The sequence below is a fragment of the Chloroflexus sp. genome, from assembly GCF_056331925.1.
This window is the reverse complement of sequence record NZ_JBWGQH010000014.1, coordinates 92029-110242: the sequence shown is the minus strand read 5'-3', so window position 1 is coordinate 110242 and position 18214 is coordinate 92029. Positions and strand designations below refer to the sequence as shown.

The window sequence follows — 18214 nt, the reverse complement described above, 5'->3', positions numbered from 1 at the left end:
AACAGGGGTGTACTGGCTTTGGGACGCTGCGCAGCCTCTTTGTCCATCACGCAGTCTCCCTACTCGCAGGAGGGTAGGCAGTTACGATTTTGATCTGTAACTATTTAATCATACAATCCGTACTACAGTGGCTCGTTACAAGCTGTGTCCGTGGGAACATTCTTACGATCACCACAGCAAAAAATACTGCTCTTCTAAGCGATAAGGAGCCATCGGATCATAGCATCATCGGTGCGCCAGACCTACGTATCCCCGCCGATCAGTTCATCCGCAGCAGCCAACAATTGTGCGATCCGTTCTAGAGGCGTATTCTTGCTCTTGAGATAGAGTTCGAGCGCGTGTCGTGGTGTAAGACCGGCACGCAACGCTTCAGCAACCCCGGCGAATCGCTGACGAACCGGACGTTCGATATCAAACACAATTGCCGCAATCACTGCCGCACCGGCCTCACGTAACCATTCACGCACGTGGTCTTCACGCAGCAACGTTGCCTGTTCGCGTGACAGTTGCACTTCAACGCGAACCACTGCTTCGCGCAGATCGTGACGATTGATGACGGCACGCAACGCCCCCACCGGATCGCTACTTCGACGCAGATCACGTTCGATACTAACGAACGGGCGTGCCGATAGTTGCACAAATTGCCAGCGTGTTTGTCCCGGCTCCAGCTCAACCAGCACACATCCTTTCGGCTCATCACGTTCACCAAAATCGATCCGCTCGATGCTGCCGGGATAAACAACCGGTGGCCGTTCACCAAGCACCTGATGACGATGAATGTGGCCGAGGGCAACATAATCGACACCGGGCAGAGCCAAGGCCGAACGCGGTAAGCTGAGATCACGACCCAAGATCATCGCCCGCTCAGACCCCAATTGCGCACCTTCGACCGTTCCATGAAAGGCGACCACCGTCGGTATCGTTGCATCGCACTCAGCCACCGCCCGTTCAATAAACTGCTCCAATCGACGACGTAATTCATATTCAATCGTCGCGAATGACACACCGACCATTTCGTCGCGGGTGAGCAACATTTGGCGCGTCACCCACGGCACTGCAATCAGTTGCAGATCGCCACTGCGCGTGGGAAGCCGATACCGACGCAGGCGGTCGGCCACCGTCACCCCTTCGAGGGCCAATGTGGCAAAAATCTCTACTGAGTGAGCGCGCCCTTGCGCCGGTGAGATGTCGTGATTACCGGTAAGGATCACCACCGCTACGCCGGCGTCGCGTAAACGGCGGATGCGCGTCGCAAACTCGCGCTGCACCGTAGGGTTAGGTGAACGGTTTTTATACACATCACCGGCAATCAGGCAAAGATCGATCTGATGATCAAGCCCAACCGTAATTGCCTCGTCAAGTCGGTCAAGATAATCAATCAGACGGGAATGCAAGCCGCGGCGCGGATCGGGCGCACCATAATTTTCGATCCCGAGATGCAAGTCGGCAAGGTGTAACATGCGGATCATGCATATCCTCTCTTGCGGGCAGTGGCAACATCAGCGCACCACACGCAACGTAAAGGGCGACGTCGTGCGTCGCCCCCTTGTCCACTGGGTGTTACTTTGGACAATGGAGAGTCGGCCATCGTGGCAATAACCACGAGCGTGGTAACCAGATCAGAACTGACCGGCGAAATGACATGCCACCCAATGCCCTTTGCGCTTCTCCTCAAACGCCGGTTCCTGCTCTTTACAGATGCTCTTGGCAATCCAGCAACGCGGATGGAAGCGACAACCGCTTGGTGGATTGATCGGACTCGGCACATCACCTTGCAAGACGATCCGTTCGCGCTTCACAAACGGGTTCGGATGGGGAATGGCCGAAATCAACGCTTTCGTATAGGGATGGAGCGGCTCACGAAACAGTTCAACGCTCGTCGTCAGCTCAACCATCTTCCCCAAATACATCACCCCAACCCGATCCGAGATATGCTCGACTACTGCGAGATTATGCGCAATGAACAGGTAAGTCAGACCAAACTCACGCTGGAGCGAGCGTAGCAAATTGAGCACTTGCGACTGGATCGACACATCAAGTGCCGAGACCGGCTCATCGCAGACGATCAGTTTTGGCTCCATAATCAGCGCTCGCGCAATTCCGATACGCTGGCGCTGACCGCCGGAAAACTCATGGGGAAAACGGGTCATGTGTGAAGCGCTCAAGCCAACCTTCGCCAACACTTCACGCACCCGTTCACGCCGTTCGGCCGGTGTCCCAATGCCGTGGATCACCAAACCTTCGGCGACACTCTCACCAATCGTAATGCGGGGATCGAGCGAAGCATAAGGGTCTTGGAAAATGATCTGCATATCGCGGCGCAGTGCCTTCATCTGCCGGCCACTCGCCCGTATCACATCTTGCCCCTCAAAGACTACCTCGCCAGACGTTGCCCGCTCGAGACGCAGCACAGTACGGCCGGTCGTTGTTTTACCACAACCACTCTCACCGACCAAACCGAGCGTCTCACCACGTTTAACGGTAAAGCTCACATCATCAACGGCCCGCACTTCAGCGATTGTGCGCCGCAAAAAACCACCCTTAATGGGGAAGTATTTCTTGAGATGACGTACCTCAAGTAACGTATCGTTCGCCGGTTGCACCACCGGAGTAGTCATTGCCCTCACTCCATGTATCAAAAGCTTTAGCGTCTGCGCGCCATTGTCTCAATCTGCATACAACCAACAGCGCACCCGTCGATTCGATCCCAGCTCGATCATTGGTGGTGGCTGGTCACACTTCTCGAAGCGCTTGCTACACCGTGACGCAAAGCGACAACCCTTCGGGGGATTGATCAGGCTCGGCACCGTCCCGGGAATTACCTCGAGTTCCTCACGTTCATCACCGAGCACCGGCATCGAATTCAGCAAGCCACGAGTATACGGATGCTTCGGATCGCTAAATAGGGACTGCACATCGGCATACTCGACTACCTGGCCGGCGTACATCACCACCACACTATCGGCCATTTCGGCAATCACCCCCATATCGTGAGTGATCAACATAATAGCCGTCTCGATCTTCTCACGCAACTCACGCATGAGGTCGAGGATCTGGGCTTGAATAGTCACATCGAGCGCCGTTGTCGGCTCATCGGCAATCAACAATTCAGGGTTACAGGCCAATGCCATCGCGATCATCACCCGTTGGCACTGACCCCCGGACAATTCATGCGGATACTGACGCATCCGCCGCTGTGGATCGGGCAAGCCAACCATCGAAAGGAGTTCGACACAGCGCTTTTGCGCCTCTTCGCCTTTCAGGCCCTGATGTATTTCCAGCGTCTCGATAATCTGATCGCCGATGCGGAAGACCGGATTCAGCGCTGTCGTCGGTTGCTGAAAGATCATAGCAATCCGATCACCGCGCAACTTCCGCATCTCTTCCGGCTCAAGCGTCAGCAGATCGATCCCATCGAAAATAATCTTTCCTTCGACGATCCGTCCGGGCGGACTCACCAACCGCATAATCGAGAGTGAGGTTACACTCTTGCCTGATCCCGACTCACCGACAATACCGAGGGTTTCGCCGCGGCGCAAGACAAAATCGACACCATCGACCGCCTGCACCACACCCTCTTCGGTAAAGAAATAGGTCTTCAAACCCTCCACACGTAGCAGTTCTATACCACGTCGGCCGGTTGGGCGCGCCGCGCCCGCTACAACACGAGACTCGGTAGCCACAGGTACTCCATCTATATTCAGCGCTTACGCTCTGTTAGCCGCGCTGCCGCGGATCGAGCGCATCACGCAAACCATCACCGATATAGTTAATCGCAATTGAGGCCACAAGAATGGGTAATGCCGGGATCAGCGGCATCCACGGATACTGAAACATATAGCTCTGCGCATAGCCGAGCATATTACCCCACGTTGGCGTCGGGTCTTGGATGCCGAAGCCGAGAAAACTCAGCGCCGACTCAGCCACCAACGTTCCATTTACACCGAGGGTAAAATCGACGATCATCGGTGGCAATGCGTTAGGAAACACATGGCGGAAGAGAATGCGCGCATTGCTTGCGCCGAGGGCACGAGCCGACTCGATATAGACATTCTCGCGCACCGAAAGCACCATCCCCCGCATCAGACGGGCCGTTCCCGTCCAACCAAAAAATGCCAACACCAAAATCACGGCAAAAATAATCCTGGCTTCACGCTCGGAAACAGCAAACAGAAAGGCCAACAATGAAGCCCCCCAGTCGGGTAATGGCACTGCATTGATATTTTGCACCAAAATCGCCGATAAAATCAGCAAGAGCAGTAACGTCGGGAAGGTCGCCACGATCTCAAGGGTGCGGCTAATGATAGTATCAACCCAGCTGCCGAAATATCCGGCCAGCATACCAAGCAAAATACCAATTGTCGACGCGATAAACGTCGCCGTAAATGCAGTTCCCAGTGACACCCGTGAAGCGTACAGCAGGCGTGTCGCGTAATCACGGCCAAGATGATCGGTACCGAGAATATGCAGACCGCCATCGGCATCAACGCCCATTGGTGTGAGGAAACGACCGGTAAGATTAGGGGTATCGCGTTCGTAAGGTGCGATCAGCGGGGCTGCGGCTGAAAGCAAGAGCAGCGCTGCCAAGAGACCGACACAAAACATTGCCAGCCGATGACGGCGAAAGCGCCGCAAGACAATCGCCCACTGCCCTTCCGAACGTCGGGGGGCGACTTCTTCAAGCGGCACAGCAGTTGTGCTGGTGGCCATTCAATACTCTCCTCGTGTTGATGAACCTATCCCGGCCTCATTGCCGGCAGTAATCTATATGATACCGTACTTTCATCGAGTATGCAGCATAGGTACATTACGTCAAGCGAATCCGTGGGTCAACCACCGTATACAGAATATCGGTGATCAGAATGCCGATCAATAACAGCACCACGTTGATAATCAGCAAAGCCATCACCACATTATAATCGTTACGACCGAGGGCATCAATAAACAAACGACCGATACCTGGCCAATTGAAGACAGTCTCGGTAATCAACGCCCCACTAAAGAGGGCCACCAAAATCCCGGCCAGTAGAGTCACAAACGGAATAAGTGAATTGCGCAGGGCGTGCTTCAAGATAACTACCCGCTCGGCTACACCCTTTGCGCGAGCAGTGCGCACATAATCAAGACTCAAGACCTCGAGCATACTACCGCGCACAAAGCGGCTCCAACCGGCAATATTGATGAATGTCAACACGCCACACGGCATCAAGAACCGCAAGAAACGGTCGAGCAACGAACCGGCCTGCACTGTCCCGATCAGCGGGATCGTATAATCGCGTACTCCTACTGCATCACCGGGGGGCAAATACGGCAAACCGGCATTCTTCGCCAACACCGAGAAGAGCAAAATCGCAAAAATACCGAAGACAAAGCTCGGCAGTGATGCACCGATAAAGGCGACGGTTGTCATAATGTAGTCAAAGCGCGAATACTGTTTTACTGCCGAATAAACGCCGACCGGTACCGCGATGAGGATCGAAAGTAAGATCGACGTCCCCATGAGATATAGGGTATACGGCAAGCGGGTCATAATCAAATCGATCACCGGTCGGCCACGCAGCATCACCTGTGAGATACCAAAATCACCAAAGACAATACCACGACTCACCTTCCGGCCTTCGAGATCGGCCATTGTCACGGGAACTTCGCAACCCTCTTCCACCACCTCGATCCGCCCATCGGGGTAGCGGAGGCGCACCTGGCCGGGCACCGCACAGCCCACCTGCCAATCGGCTCCGATCCCACCAGGGAGTGGCCCGGCCGGCCAACCGATCAACCAGCGGGTAAAGCGAAACGGCAAATAGATATCCAATTCAAACCGTTCGCGGACACGGCGAATATCATCTTCAGAAATACGATTTTGCCCGGCATTTTGACGTTCGGCCAGTAGCTGATCAATCGGCCCACCGGGAACCAGGTACAACAAACCATACGAACAAATTGCTGCGATCAGTGCCACGAGCAGCATTTGTACGAAACGGCGGGCAAGATAACCTGCCATAGGACACTCCTCAAGGGTGGGGAAAGACCAATCGCGGTGCAACGCGAGAGGCTAACCACAGGTATTACGTCTATCAATGCTACACGTGAAGCAAGCGCGGCGATGAGCAAAGATTTGCCCACCGCCGTGCCACTAAGTAGGTAGAACCACTTACTTGGTGAAGAGGTTCATATCGATGTGCTCCCACGTCGGGCTGGCGACCACGAAGGCCTGGATCTCACCACGGTTGCCAGCTTCAATCACGGTTTGTACTTCGGCGCCGGCGCCCAACGTCTCACTACCCAGCACGTCAACTTCACCGGTCAATAACTGGGCTACCGCTTGATTGGTATCGGCGATGAACTTGATAATCACCCGCTTGATCTTTACCTCACCCTTATAGTAGTTGGGGTTGGCCTCAAAGGTCATGCTCTGGCCCTTCACCCACTCCTTCAGGATGTAGGGGCCATTGCTGAGCGGGCGCTCGATGATCTCCGGCAAATTCTGCCACTCGGCAGCCGGCACATCGGCCAGCTTGCGACCATCACTCAACACCTGGTGCGACGGATAGGCACCCAAACCGGCACCGGCAAAGTAGGTCGGCCACTGGACACCAGGGTGGAAGGTAACCGTATACTCGGTGTCACTCTTGAAATCAATGCTCTTAATCGAGTTGCAGTATGTCAGCGAGGTCGCACCCGAATCCGGATCGCAGTTGATCTTGTAGGCCAGCTCGAAGTCGGCCTTCTTCAGCGGCTCACCGTCTTCCCATTTAATGCCCGAGATCCACTTATCGGTGACGGTCAGTTGCTTCATCTTGACCGTGCCACTCTGATAGGTGATGGTCTCACCATCAGCGGTGACGATCTCGACACCAGGAGCCAGCGGTACAGCCTCGCCATCAGTGTTCCAAACAATATCACCTTCTTTGACCTCGACATCGGCATTGGTCGCTCGACCACTCTCGATAGTCGAGAGGCCATCAAGACCCACCGGCTGGTAGTCGTAGTCATAAGTGGTTGTTGCCGGAACGCCCAGCAGGTTGACCGCAACGCGCTGTACCGCTGCGCTCTCGATTAGGCTCCACATCGTCTGCGGCTCTTGGGTGAAGCCCAGCACAATTGTGTCACCGTTATCGGTCAGTTCCCACTCATCGGCGTTAGCCGTGTAGTACTCGGTCGGATTAGGCTTAAAGTTCTTCAGCCGGTTGGTAGCAGCATACGCCTCGAGACGGTTGAAGAGGGGCAAGCTCACCATATCCTTGGTGAACTCTTCCTGCACGATCGCATACTGGCGGATGCGCTCGGCCCGGTCGAGGGTGTTGTTCGCAGCAATGATCGCGCGGCTAGCCCGCTCGTTGCACCAGCCCATGTAGTTCTGGCCCTCCCAGTTGTTGGAAGGTAGCGGGATCTGGTTACAGGCATAGAGTGTCTGACCACCGGGGTCGGCCTGACCAACCCAGGCGAAGGCACCCAACTCAAAGTCGCGACGGCGCAGACCGGTGCTGCTCCCGAACCACCACGAAGCTGGGGCGTAAGTCGGGATAATCTGGATACCACACGCTGCCATCTGGCGGATGAAGACCGCCGACCATGTCTGGCGGAACTGAGCGTTCGTAGTGGTGAAGCTCAACGACAACGGCTCACCATTCGCGTTCACTCGCACCGAAGCACCTTCCGGCAACTTCCAGCCGGCCTCCTCAAGTAGCGCCTTACCCTTTTCGGGATCAAACGGGTAAACGGTGATGTTCTCCTTCGCCGCCGCCCAGTGCGCTTTCGGCAGGAAGGTATCCATCAACAAGTTCTCTTGCTGCTCAGGGGTGAGATAGGGATACACCGACTGAATCAGTTCAGGGCGGTTGGTGCAATACGCAATCGCCTGCCGTACTCGCACATCACTCAAAATCGGGTGCGGGGTGGTGTATTGCTCGGCCTTCACCTCTTCGGTGACAACGACCGTCTCGCGCACCGGCTCGGCCGTCTGCACGACGACCACCGTCTCACGGATAACCTGGGGTTGAGCAGCACCACCACCACAAGCCGCCAACATAGGAATGATCATTGCCATTGTCGTCGCAACGGCTATGATCCGTTTGGTAAAGCTAGCCATCTGTCTTTGTCCTCCTTGACACTGAGGGCAACGAAACCAACGGTTTCCAGTCTTGTGCTATTGCTCTGCCGATTGGCCGCTCCATTGCGTTCTAAGTTCGCCGCATCACCCCCTTTCCAGATCCTGCATGCCATAGATGCCCAACTACAAAGATGCACTACCGAGCTAGAACACTAGCCCTTTTTTGTGGACGAACGTGTAGCATGAGGCGAGGTGCGGCGACAATCGCGAGCATTGGTGACGAAGACTGTACATCGTTAGGCGGGATTATAACGGTTGTTTCTGCGACTGTCAACCACGGCAACAAATTTGCAGAATATATGTATCTACATTTTACTATGCTTGTGCACCATTCACAAATGAATGCAAGACATCTTCCGGTGACTTCGAGATTATGTATCTACGTTTTTACTATGCTTGCGCGCCATAGCTAGCCATGTTATGATCGGGGCACTGGCAAGCGACAGCAGGAATGCTATGGTTTCGGCACAGGCACCGCAGCTTATCTTGGCTTCAGCCTCACCGCGCCGACGTGAATTGCTGGCACGTCTAGGTGTTGGCTACACGTGGGTAGCGAGTACGGCTGAGGATCATCCGCCACCACCTCTGCCCAACTTGCGCGAACACCTTCCTCCGCTACCGGTTGACCTGCCGGCAGATGATCACCCTACGCTGGTCGCCTGGCGAAAGGCAGACGATATTAGTCGCCAGCACCCAGATGCGATGGTGTTGGCTGCCGATACCGAAGTTGTTATCGATGGTATGGTGCTTGGTAAGCCTCATGATGAAGACCATGCCCGTGCGATGATCCGCCGCTTGGCCGGGCGAACACATACGGTACTCACCGGGTTATGTTTGCTTATGCCGCTCACATTTGGTGTTGATGGAATCGTCTATGAGAGACGGCGAGCATTGTTCGATCTGGTTGCCAGCCGAGTACGATTCCGTTCGCTGAGCGATGAGGAGATCGCTGCGTATGTCGCCTTGGGTGAGTCGCTTGATAAGGCGGGGGGATATGGCTTGCAGAGTGGTGGTGCAGCTCTGATCGCATCTATCGAAGGGAGCTACACGAATGTCGTAGGATTCCCCCTCCTGGCGGTAGCCCGTTTGCTCCGAACTGCCGGCATTACCCCACCCGTTGATCCGATACAGGCATATGCGACATGGTTGCGCAGTCAGGGAAAGGAACCGGCGCCATGGCCAACTCAACCGTAGTTGCGAAACTGTTGATCGTCGATGACCATCCGCTCTTTCGACAAGGCGTGCGCTGGGCGCTTTCGTACGAACCGGCTATTCAGATCGTGGGCGAAACTGCCAACGGTGAAGAAGCATTACGCTGGTTAGCTCAAGTCGATCCGAGCCTCGAACCGAATGTGGTATTGGTTGATCTGAACTTACCCGGTATGAGCGGTCTCGAACTGACCCGTCAGATTCGCCGGCAATATGCGAGTATTGCAGTTGTTATGCTCAGCATGCACGAAAATGACGAGGCGGCGTTCAATGCACTACGTGCGGGAGCAGCCGCGTATCGCTCAAAAGACATTAAACCGGCAGCACTGGCCGACATCATTCGTCGGGTCGCACGTGGCGAGTACGTAATCAACGATGTACTGCTGGAGGAACCGCGCATTGCCGGTCGTATCCTTTCGCAGTTCCGCAGCTTACCTGAAGTACAAACGCTGTCCGGCGAGCTTGGCATGCCGATTTTTACCCCGCTCAGTGAACGCGAGATTGAGGTCCTTGAGCGGATTGCCGCCGGTAGTAGTAACAAAGAAATTGCCGATGCCCTCGGCATCAGCACTCAAACGGTGAAAAACCACATTTCGTCGATCTTGCGCAAATTGTCACTGAACGACCGGACCCAAGCCGTTATTTTTGCCCTTCGGCGTGGTTGGATCGAGACACCACAAGAGATTCAGCCGGGTTCAGCTGAGGAATGAACGCCTCTCATTCTAACTAAAACACTGATGGACGTTCGGTTAGCTTCTGATTAATGGTCGCTTGGATTGTCTCGCGTACCTGCTCTGATAGGGCAAGTACAGTAATCGGATCATCGGCGGCGTCGGGTCCGTACACACCGGTATCAATCGGCGGACAAAACGTAATATACCAATGTGTCGGTAAAGGAATAACACCAAGCAACCCAAACCAAGGAAAGAAGGGTGTCAACGGAAAGTAGGGAAAGCCGAATAGTTTCGCGATCCCTTCCGCATTTGCCAACATCGGATAGATCTCTTCGGCACCGACAACGGCCACCGGCACAATCGGTGCTTGAGTGCGGAGGGCAGCTTGCACAAACCCACCACGTCCAAACCGAGCCAGTTTGTAACGATCTTTAAACAGCTTTCCTACCCCTTTCAGACCTTCCGGGAAAACGCATACCAGCTCATCACGTTCGAGGAGGCGAATGGCATTTTCGGGAATACCCGGAACCTGCCCTAAAGCAGCGAGTGTCGGTGCAATCACCGGTAATGTGGTGAACCAGTGGAGATGGAGTGAGCGAACGATCCGCTCATTTTGGGCCGGATGGTCATTAGCCACTGCGGTAGCGATCATCGCCCCATCCCACGGTAGTACTCCACTATGATTTGCCACCAGTAACGCACGACCTTCAGACGGCACATGCTCTAGACCCGTCGTGGTTACGCGCCACCAAGTGCGGTACATAAAGGTAAGGAAGGGGCGCGCCACTTCGATAATATCGCGATCCATGCCGAACGGATCGGTCGTGTAATCACCGCGCAATCGGCGTTGAATAAATTGCACCTGTTCATCGATCTGGTAACGCAAGACCATTCCAATTCCACGCCAGAAATCGGGATCAAGATAATCACGCAGATCGACATCTTGCAACATGCTATTCACGCGCTCGATTTGCGCTGCGGTCATACGTTGCAGATTTTCGCCGATGAGGCGCACTACGCCGGCGGCAAAATTACCCAATGCAGCTTGCGGACCGGTTTGTTGCTCGCTGTGTTGACGAATGTCGATTTCGACCTCGAAGAGTTGTTCGGCAGTTGAGCCTGATGGTTGCGGCGATTCCCACTCAACCGATACCGCCGACGGCGGATCGGTCGCTTCTCGATAATCGGCAGCCTCTTCAACGCTTGCCGTATGATCGGGTGAAGCAACCGCAGGTGCAGGTACTTCTGATTCAATCTCTACTGGAACTGCTTTAGTCCGCCCACGTCGACGAGGGCGACGCACCTCTGATTCCGCAAAAGCCGACTCCTGATAATCTTCATTCATTACGTACGCCTCCTGCGCTGTAAAAACTCCTTCAGTGCCTGCGCGGCTGCTGCCCGCTCCGCTTCCGGTGAGCGCGGCATAAGCGAATCGAGGGCAGTAACCATTTCGTACTGCACCGACCAGCCTAATAAGCGACAGGCGCGCTGGGGATCGATAGTACAGCGGTAACGCAAGAAATCGGTATCGAACGGCCATCCAGTCGGCGGTTGGTTGTCAAACAATGGCCCGACCACCGATGACGGCTGCTTACCGAGCCGACGAATGACTTGACTGAGCGGCATCGGCTGTTCAGGAGCAATATTAAACGCACCGCCGGTCGGTCGATCAACTACCGCGAGCACAGCACGAGCAGCATCATCAACGTGCAGCAACTGGATCATCGGGTCAAATCCAAACAGCATTGGCGGTGAAGGTGCATTGAGATACCGCATGAGGGGCGTGTCGTGTAGGAGTAATGGCACATAACGCAGTAGTGTCACCGTTATGTGGGGATGATGTGCAGCAAAATCGGCAACAACCTGCTCTATTTCGCCCAACGTGCGCAACACGCCGTGACGATGTTGGATCGTGATCGGACGATCTTCGGTAATGAACAACGGATTCAGCGGACTCGCCCCGTAGATCCAGCCATGACTACGCACAACAATATGGCGAACGCCGGCTGCTCGGCAGGCACCAAGCAACTGCATCGTTCTGATGACATTGTGCTGGACGGTCGTCTCGTGATCGGGTAACGGTCTATCAAAACCGAGCAGATCGAAATGGATCACCGTTTCGATCTGTTCGGCGCGCAACAATTCAATCCACTGCTGGCGATCAAGGTGCGCAACCAGCCAATCGGCGCGGCCAATCGGCCCAGGCGGAGGTTGTGTACCGAGCACGATCACCTCGTGGGTTTGGCTTAGCAACTGGGCCGACCGCACACTCAACGCCCCGGTCGCGCCGTTAATCAACACCCGTGTCATGACACCATTTCCACATTCTCGCGCAGCCAGCGCTCAAGCTCTTCTCGATCCATATCACCATGGCTTAAGGCACGAAAGACCCACTCAATTTCATCTGGGCCAACTTCAGGCCGTAAACTGGCGCCATTAATAGCGAGGAACCGTAACAACGCGAAAAACGCCGTTGCCTCATTGGCAAAATTAAACGGATGGTGCTTGACAATCATGAAGGTAAGCACAGCCGCCTTACTGCACAGATCGGGATACAGTTCTGAACCGAAGAGAATCTGGCGTGGTGCTTGCAGTGCCATTTGCAAGCGATCTTGGCTTTTGATACCGAACAAACCACCGTAGCGCTCGATCACGAATGTGTGCAAATCGAGCAGTTCATCAGGCGAAAGGTAGGTGATCGGAGTTGCATCTTCGTCCAACATACGCCAGCACTCTACCGGAACCATAGGCTCAAATCCCAATGATCTGACGAAACGCCCGGTCGTACTGATCGCACATCGTTTCGGCCCATGCGCGTAGATGAGGACTCATCGGCCGGCGGATCAACAATTCACGCTCGGTAAAGACTAACTCGATCACCTCTTCATTCCCAAGACCAATTGCCTCGATCCAGCGTTGCACAACCGCCGGCAAACTCTCACGCTCGACCGTAAACGAGCGGGGCATAGGTGCCTCCTTTCTGGGTACGGTTTGCCAGCACCGCATAGATTGCAAACCAGCGTGGGGTTATCCCCGTCCTTCCAACCGTTCCCGTAGATGCGGGAAGAGGATCACTTCACGGATGGATGCTTGGTCGGTGAGAACCATCACCAATCGATCGATCCCGATACCAAGACCACCGGTTGGTGGCATCCCATAGCGTAGTGCATTGATAAAATCTTCGTCCATCTGATGTGCTTCTTCATCACCGGCCGCAAACGCCCGTAACTGTTCACGGAAACGCTCTTCCTGATCAAAGGGATCGTTAAGCTCGGTAAATGCATTCCCGATCTCCATTCCAGCGATAAACGCCTCGAAGCGTTCGGCGAAATCGGGCCGACCGGGAATCCGCTTAGCCAGCGGCGACATTGCCACCGGATAATCGATGATAAACGTAGGCCGGAAAAGATGGGGCTGAACAAACTCCGAGAAGAGTTCATCAACCTGTTTAGCCCATGACGTTTTTCGATCAACCCGCAGACCACGATCGGCAATCGCGGCATGCAACGAATCCAGATCGGTATGCCGGGTAATATCGATACCAGTATGCTCAACAATCGCATCAGCCATTGCGATCCGTGGCCATGGCGGGCGAACATCAAGTTCGCGTCCCTGGTAGCTAACCGTTGTCGTGCCGTGAACGGCGAGACAAATCTCACCCACCATCTCTTCGACGAGGGTCATCATAGCGTGATAATCGGCATACGCCTGATAACACTCCATCATCGTAAACTCAGGGTTGTGGGATCGATCAACACCTTCGTTACGAAAGTTTTTACCGATCTCATACACGCCGGGAAAACCACCGACGATCAACCGCTTGAGGTAGAGTTCCGTGGCGATCCGGAGATAGAGATTCTGACCAAGTGCATTATGGTACGTAATAAACGGACGCGCAGCAGCACCACCGTAGATCGGTTGCAAAACCGGCGTCTCGACCTCAAGAAAGCCACGATCGTCAAGCACGCGCCGCATCGTGCTAATCACCTGCGCACGGGCACGAAAAATATCGCGTCGCTCGCGGTTGACGATCAGGTCGAGGTAACGTTGACGATGGCGCTCTTCAACATCTTGCAGACCGGCCCACTTTTCCGGTGGCGGATTAATCGCCTTAGCCAACACGGCCATCTCGCGCACGAATAACGAACGCTCACCGGTCTTGGTGCGACGGAGGGTACCGGTTGCTTGGACAATATCGAACGTATCGATCTGGTCGCGAAAGCGCTCAAACCACTCATCACCGAGATCGGCTCGGCTCAGCCAGAGCTGAATTTCACCGGTACCGTCTTCGATATGGGCAAACGCAATTTTACCCATCACGCGGCGCGCGCCGATAATCCGCCCGGCGAGGGTTACGACGGCTTCACCAGCGGCAAGTTCATCAAACGCAGCGAGTACCTGACCGATAGTATGGCTACGCCGGCAACGTGGGGGGTATGGATCGAGACCGGCAGCGCGCAATTGTTCGAGTTTGGCAGCGCGTTGGGCTTGTAGGTCGTTTAATTCCATAACCAACATCTTGCATTGCTTGTACCGGCATATTCCTATCGTGCCGGTGTAGTTGCTTTCATTATAACGGAAAAAGCAACACTGCCGAAAAAGGGGACACAACCAAACAGAAAGGGGCGAAAACCGCCCCTTGTTTACCTCGATGACGTTGCGCACACGAGCCCTAACGCACTTTAAGGATTGTCAACTTCATCACCCCAGAGGGAGTATGCACCGTGACCTTATTGCGGGCCCGTTTGCCCAGCAGAGCAGCGCCAATCGGCGATTCATTTGAGATACGACCTTGACGGGGATTAGCCTCGGCGCTGCCGACGATTGTCCACGTCTCTTCTGAACCATCATCTTCAAAGCGTACCGTTACCGAAGAGCCGATGCGTACTTCGCCTGTACTTGCCTGATCTTCATCAATAATTTCAGCGCGTGAGAGCAGGTGCTTCAGCTCACGGATTCGGCCTTCGAGCAACGCTTGGGCCTTTTTAGCGTCTTCGTATTCACCGCTCTCAGAAATGTCGCCCAATTCTTTCGCCGCAGCAATCCGCTCGGCGATTTGCTTGCGCTCCACCGTCATAAGGTGCTCAAGCTCGGCTTCAAGGCGGGCGCGGCCTTCACGAGTCAGGTATGTCGGCTTCTCTGTCATCCTACTGCCTCTACGCTGCCCATGCCGCGCAAACGAGCGGCTGGGAATTTCTCAATATAAAAAGAATAACTGAGAGCGATTCTCTCAGTTAGAGTAAGGAGCTAAGTCGTTGCCGACTCTGTTGCTCCTAGCCACAATTATATGGGCTCGAAGGCGATTTGTAAAGATGGTGATAACCGCGATCACCCTTGCTCGCACAAATATGCTATAATCATGCCACATATCTACTGGTAGATAGCCGGTGAACCATGGCCTCACGCAGCGGGAATAAATCAGAAAGTAAGCGGCGATCCAACGGCAGTCGCAGCCGCAAGAGGAGCGCGAAGACGAGCTGGGCTATCTCGTTGCGACCCGAACATCAGCGAGAGCTATTTGCGCTGGGGTTGATTCTGATCGCTGCGATCACGATCATCTTCGTCGTGACCGGCGAGTCAGGTCGGATCGGCGATCTATATCTTAATGGTGTTCGCTCGCTGTTTGGCGCAGGGATCTTCTTTATCCCGCTCACCCTCGTGCTGATCGGGATCGCTATTCTCTGGCAAGAGCAGTTGAGCGATGCCAGTCTGAGTGGGGCAAACGTCCTCGGTACTCTACTGATACTTCTTGCTATACTTGGCTTGCTCGAAGTACCGGTACACAACATTGCCATCGGTGACCGGTTGAACGAGGGTGGTGGTTGGATCGGCTATTGGCTGTGCGAGACACTGTACATAGCTATCGGGCAGATCGCGGCAGTGGTTGTGATCCTGGCCCTAGGCTTTGTCGGTGTATTGCTCACCTTCAACCTCACCGTGCGCGAGCTGACTGTAGGTATGGTTGAGCGGACGATAGCGCTCTGGCAGTTCATGTGGAGCGCACCACGTCGCACACCACCACCGACAACCTCAACCCGACGCTCGATCTCCGATCTGGTGTTTGCCCCACCGCCGCAAGGGGAAATTGATGATATTATCCCAACCCCCATCGCCGCTCGCCCAACTCGGGCCAGTCTTTTCCAACGACCTACGCCTGAGTTACCACCACCATCAACCAAACCGCCCGAACCGGCCAAACCCCTCACACCAACGAAGCCCGAACCGACTCAAGAGATCGTACAAGAACCACTCGACGGCTTTGAGATTTCGCCGGTACGCCGGGCATGGCCCCTGCCATCGCTTGATCTGCTCCTCGAGCGAACGATAGAGGGGGGGATCACCGATGAAGAACGTCGGTTGAAAGCGCGCGTGATCGAAGAGACACTGGCAAGCTTTAAAGTCGAGGCACGGGTCGTCGGTGTCAATACCGGACCGGCAGTAACGCAGTTTGAATTGCAGCCGGCAGTTGGGGTGAAAGTAGCCAAAATCATGACCCTCGAACGCGACCTGGCGCTGGCACTCGCCGCGCAATCGATCCGGATCGAGGCACCGATTCCAGGGAAGAATGTAGTCGGGATCGAGATTCCCAACAGCGCCATCGCGATGGTCACGCTGCGTGAAGTGCTCGATAGTGAAGAGTACGAACTCCATCGCGGGCGGCTCAAGTTACCGCTCGGCAAGGATGTGAGTGGCACCCCGATCATTGCCGATCTGACCAAAATGCCGCACTTGCTGGTGGCCGGGGCAACCGGTTCAGGTAAATCGGTAGCAATTAATGCCTTCCTCTGCGGGCTACTCCTGAAACACACTCCTGATGAGCTGAAGCTGATCTTGATCGACCCGAAGATGGTCGAGATGATTGTCTACAATCATATTCCCCACCTCCTTTCGCCGGTGGTCACCGAGGTCGAGCGAGTTGTACCGACCCTCAAATGGGCAACCCGTGAGATGGAACGGCGCTATAAAGTGTTTGCACGCAATGGGTGTCGCAATATTGACAGCTACCGACAACTGATGCGCAAACGGGCCGATCTTGAGCCGATGCCCTATATCGTAATAGTCATTGATGAGCTGGCCGATTTGATGATGATGGCCGCCGATGAAGTCGAGACCTACATCTGCCGCTTGGCGCAGATGGCTCGTGCCACCGGAATCCATCTGATCATCGCCACGCAACGCCCCTCGGTGGATGTCATTACCGGTCTGATCAAGGCCAACTTCCCCTCACGCATCGCTTTTGCCGTCACATCACAAGTTGATAGTCGCGTGATTCTCGACGTACCGGGCGCCGAACATCTGTTAGGGCGGGGTGATATGCTGTATATGGCCGCCGATTCGGCAAAGCTGATCCGCATTCAGGGCACCTATGTGGCCGATCATGAGGTCGAACGGATCGTTGAGTTCTGGCGTAACGCATCGCCACCGACCGAATCGACATCTGGTGAGCAGCATACCGGTGGCACAAGCCAGCCAACGGCCGGGGGCGAGGGCTTCCAACCTCCGGCAGAGTTCCTCTCACCTGCCGAACAAGATGAACTATTACCACAAGCGATTGCGTTGGTCTCACAACACCAGCGTGCTTCAGCTTCGCTCTTGCAACGACGCTTACGGATTGGGTATTCCAAAGCGCAACAGTTGATCGATCTGCTTGAACAGCAGGGGTATGTTGGTCCTGCCGATGGGAGTCGTTCACGTGAGGTTTTGCGCCACGACGGTCTCTCCTCGATAAGAGAGAACGGCTGAGCCGTATTTACGCAGGTCGTCGGTAGCAGTAGGTTGCGCTTTTCTCGTTTCTGTCGCGCAAAGCGCAACGATTCGGTGAGCCGTGGCGTCTGATCGATGATCATCGGCAACACAGGATACCATCTCACCACACACCAACACCACCAGGAGGAAGCGGTAATGGCGATCGAAGATTTTTATACTCGTGCGCGCCAACTATTGGCGAATCTGCTGGCCGAGACACCTAAAGCCGATCGCGAGCAATTGCTTGATGCTTACGCCGAATTGCTCACCCGACTCCACGCCGAAGAGGCCCATCGGATGCTCCATGAGGTGATCGAAGATGCCCGCACCCGTCTCGATGCGCGCCTCTCGCCCGACCCGATCCGGCAGACAATCGCCGGTGTGCAGACGACGCTACAGGACCTATGGAATAGCTTGTGGCGGTAACCGTGCAATACAGCGTTAACCTTCATCAGAATATCGATACGGAGCACCA

General features: G+C 54.9%; 16 protein-coding genes. 4 read left to right on the top strand and 12 right to left on the bottom strand.

The genetic code is table 11. From position 1 onward, the window contains the following. Nucleotides 1-242: 242 nt before the first annotated feature. The 6 genes from AC01ZF_RS09225 to AC01ZF_RS09200 form a co-directional block, all read right to left on the bottom strand. Nucleotides 243-1469, bottom strand: coding sequence for a metallophosphoesterase family protein (locus AC01ZF_RS09225; RefSeq protein WP_428112044.1), 1227 nt, complete (start codon nucleotides 1467-1469; stop codon nucleotides 243-245). 150 nt (nucleotides 1470-1619) lie between these two features. Continuing rightward, nucleotides 1620-2618: an ABC transporter ATP-binding protein gene (locus tag AC01ZF_RS09220; RefSeq protein WP_428132150.1), complete on the bottom strand. Its 999-nt coding sequence runs from the start codon at nucleotides 2616-2618 to the stop codon at nucleotides 1620-1622. A gap of 48 nt (nucleotides 2619-2666) precedes the next feature. After that, nucleotides 2667-3683 carry an ABC transporter ATP-binding protein gene (locus tag AC01ZF_RS09215; protein ID WP_428112050.1) on the bottom strand — a complete coding sequence of 339 codons (1017 nt, stop codon included), beginning with the start codon at nucleotides 3681-3683 and terminating at the stop codon, nucleotides 2667-2669. Nucleotides 3684-3717: 34 nt separating this feature from the next. Beyond that, nucleotides 3718-4710, bottom strand: a complete 993-nt coding sequence (locus tag AC01ZF_RS09210) for an ABC transporter permease (RefSeq protein WP_428112053.1) — start codon at nucleotides 4708-4710, stop codon at nucleotides 3718-3720. 97 nt (nucleotides 4711-4807) lie between these two features. After that, entirely contained in the window at nucleotides 4808-6001 is a 1194-nt protein-coding gene (locus tag AC01ZF_RS09205; RefSeq protein WP_015941099.1) for an ABC transporter permease, read from the bottom strand. Nucleotides 6002-6151: 150 nt separating this feature from the next. After that, on the bottom strand, nucleotides 6152-8089 hold the full coding sequence (locus AC01ZF_RS09200) for an ABC transporter substrate-binding protein (protein ID WP_428112056.1): 1938 nt from the start codon (nucleotides 8087-8089) through the stop codon (nucleotides 6152-6154). A 477-nt stretch (nucleotides 8090-8566) separates the two neighbouring features. Between AC01ZF_RS09200 and AC01ZF_RS09195 the strand changes: the two genes are divergently transcribed. Together AC01ZF_RS09195 and AC01ZF_RS09190 are read left to right on the top strand one after the other, a co-directional pair. Beyond that, nucleotides 8567-9304: a Maf family protein gene (locus AC01ZF_RS09195; RefSeq protein ID WP_428112059.1), complete on the top strand. Its 738-nt coding sequence runs from the start codon at nucleotides 8567-8569 to the stop codon at nucleotides 9302-9304. After that, entirely contained in the window at nucleotides 9286-10029 is a 744-nt protein-coding gene (locus AC01ZF_RS09190) for a response regulator (RefSeq protein ID WP_424675707.1), read from the top strand. The genes AC01ZF_RS09195 and AC01ZF_RS09190 overlap by 19 nt, the downstream gene beginning before the upstream one ends. 16 nt (nucleotides 10030-10045) lie before the next feature. Here the strand turns inward: AC01ZF_RS09190 and AC01ZF_RS09185 are convergent, their stop codons facing one another. The 6 genes from AC01ZF_RS09185 to greA form a co-directional block, all read right to left on the bottom strand. Beyond that, complete coding sequence (locus AC01ZF_RS09185; protein WP_424675706.1) at nucleotides 10046-11338, bottom strand: lysophospholipid acyltransferase family protein; 1293 nt, start codon at nucleotides 11336-11338, stop codon at nucleotides 10046-10048. Further along, the gene (locus AC01ZF_RS09180) at nucleotides 11338-12303 is read right to left on the bottom strand and encodes an NAD-dependent epimerase/dehydratase family protein (RefSeq protein ID WP_424675705.1); all 966 of its coding nucleotides are present in this window, start codon (nucleotides 12301-12303) and stop codon (nucleotides 11338-11340) included. Before AC01ZF_RS09180 ends, AC01ZF_RS09185 begins: the two co-directional genes overlap by 1 nt. Beyond that, the gene (locus tag AC01ZF_RS09175) at nucleotides 12300-12716 is read right to left on the bottom strand and encodes a type II toxin-antitoxin system death-on-curing family toxin (RefSeq protein ID WP_424675704.1); all 417 of its coding nucleotides are present in this window, start codon (nucleotides 12714-12716) and stop codon (nucleotides 12300-12302) included. Before AC01ZF_RS09175 ends, AC01ZF_RS09180 begins: the two co-directional genes overlap by 4 nt. Nucleotides 12717-12744: 28 nt before the next feature. After that, the gene (locus AC01ZF_RS09170) at nucleotides 12745-12960 is read right to left on the bottom strand and encodes a hypothetical protein (protein ID WP_015941091.1); all 216 of its coding nucleotides are present in this window, start codon (nucleotides 12958-12960) and stop codon (nucleotides 12745-12747) included. A 60-nt stretch (nucleotides 12961-13020) separates the two neighbouring features. After that, nucleotides 13021-14502, bottom strand: a complete 1482-nt coding sequence (gene lysS / locus AC01ZF_RS09165; RefSeq protein ID WP_424675703.1) for a lysine--tRNA ligase — start codon at nucleotides 14500-14502, stop codon at nucleotides 13021-13023. 163 nt (nucleotides 14503-14665) lie between these two features. After that, a complete protein-coding gene (greA, locus tag AC01ZF_RS09160) occupies nucleotides 14666-15139 on the bottom strand; it encodes a transcription elongation factor GreA (protein ID WP_287905809.1) in 474 nt (157 codons plus the stop codon). Between the two features lie 344 nt (nucleotides 15140-15483). Here greA and AC01ZF_RS09155 point away from each other — a divergent pair, with 344 nt between their 5' ends. After that, nucleotides 15484-17736, top strand: coding sequence for a DNA translocase FtsK (locus tag AC01ZF_RS09155; protein ID WP_476575308.1), 2253 nt, complete (start codon nucleotides 15484-15486; stop codon nucleotides 17734-17736). A gap of 159 nt (nucleotides 17737-17895) precedes the next feature. After that, nucleotides 17896-18165 (top strand): hypothetical protein, encoded by a 270-nt coding sequence (locus tag AC01ZF_RS09150; RefSeq protein WP_287905811.1) that lies wholly within the window; start codon nucleotides 17896-17898, stop codon nucleotides 18163-18165. Nucleotides 18166-18214 lie beyond the last annotated feature (49 nt).

Coding starts and splice junctions, on each gene's coding strand:
- AC01ZF_RS09225 (WP_428112044.1), bottom strand. CDS start 1,469: ATGATCCGCATGTTACACCTTGCCGACTTGCATCTCGGGATCGAAAAT.
- AC01ZF_RS09220 (WP_428132150.1), bottom strand. CDS start 2,618: ATGACTACTCCGGTGGTGCAACCGGCGAACGATACGTTACTTGAGGTA.
- AC01ZF_RS09210 (WP_428112053.1), bottom strand. CDS start 4,710: ATGGCCACCAGCACAACTGCTGTGCCGCTTGAAGAAGTCGCCCCCCGA.
- AC01ZF_RS09205 (WP_015941099.1), bottom strand. CDS start 6,001: ATGGCAGGTTATCTTGCCCGCCGTTTCGTACAAATGCTGCTCGTGGCA.
- AC01ZF_RS09200 (WP_428112056.1), bottom strand. CDS start 8,089: ATGGCTAGCTTTACCAAACGGATCATAGCCGTTGCGACGACAATGGCA.
- AC01ZF_RS09195 (WP_428112059.1), top strand. CDS start 8,567: ATGGTTTCGGCACAGGCACCGCAGCTTATCTTGGCTTCAGCCTCACCG.
- AC01ZF_RS09190 (WP_424675707.1), top strand. CDS start 9,286: ATGGCCAACTCAACCGTAGTTGCGAAACTGTTGATCGTCGATGACCAT.
- AC01ZF_RS09185 (WP_424675706.1), bottom strand. CDS start 11,338: ATGAATGAAGATTATCAGGAGTCGGCTTTTGCGGAATCAGAGGTGCGT.
- AC01ZF_RS09180 (WP_424675705.1), bottom strand. CDS start 12,303: ATGACACGGGTGTTGATTAACGGCGCGACCGGGGCGTTGAGTGTGCGG.
- AC01ZF_RS09175 (WP_424675704.1), bottom strand. CDS start 12,716: ATGTTGGACGAAGATGCAACTCCGATCACCTACCTTTCGCCTGATGAA.
- AC01ZF_RS09170 (WP_015941091.1), bottom strand. CDS start 12,960: ATGCCCCGCTCGTTTACGGTCGAGCGTGAGAGTTTGCCGGCGGTTGTG.
- lysS (WP_424675703.1), bottom strand. CDS start 14,502: ATGGAATTAAACGACCTACAAGCCCAACGCGCTGCCAAACTCGAACAA.
- greA (WP_287905809.1), bottom strand. CDS start 15,139: ATGACAGAGAAGCCGACATACCTGACTCGTGAAGGCCGCGCCCGCCTT.
- AC01ZF_RS09150 (WP_287905811.1), top strand. CDS start 17,896: ATGGCGATCGAAGATTTTTATACTCGTGCGCGCCAACTATTGGCGAAT.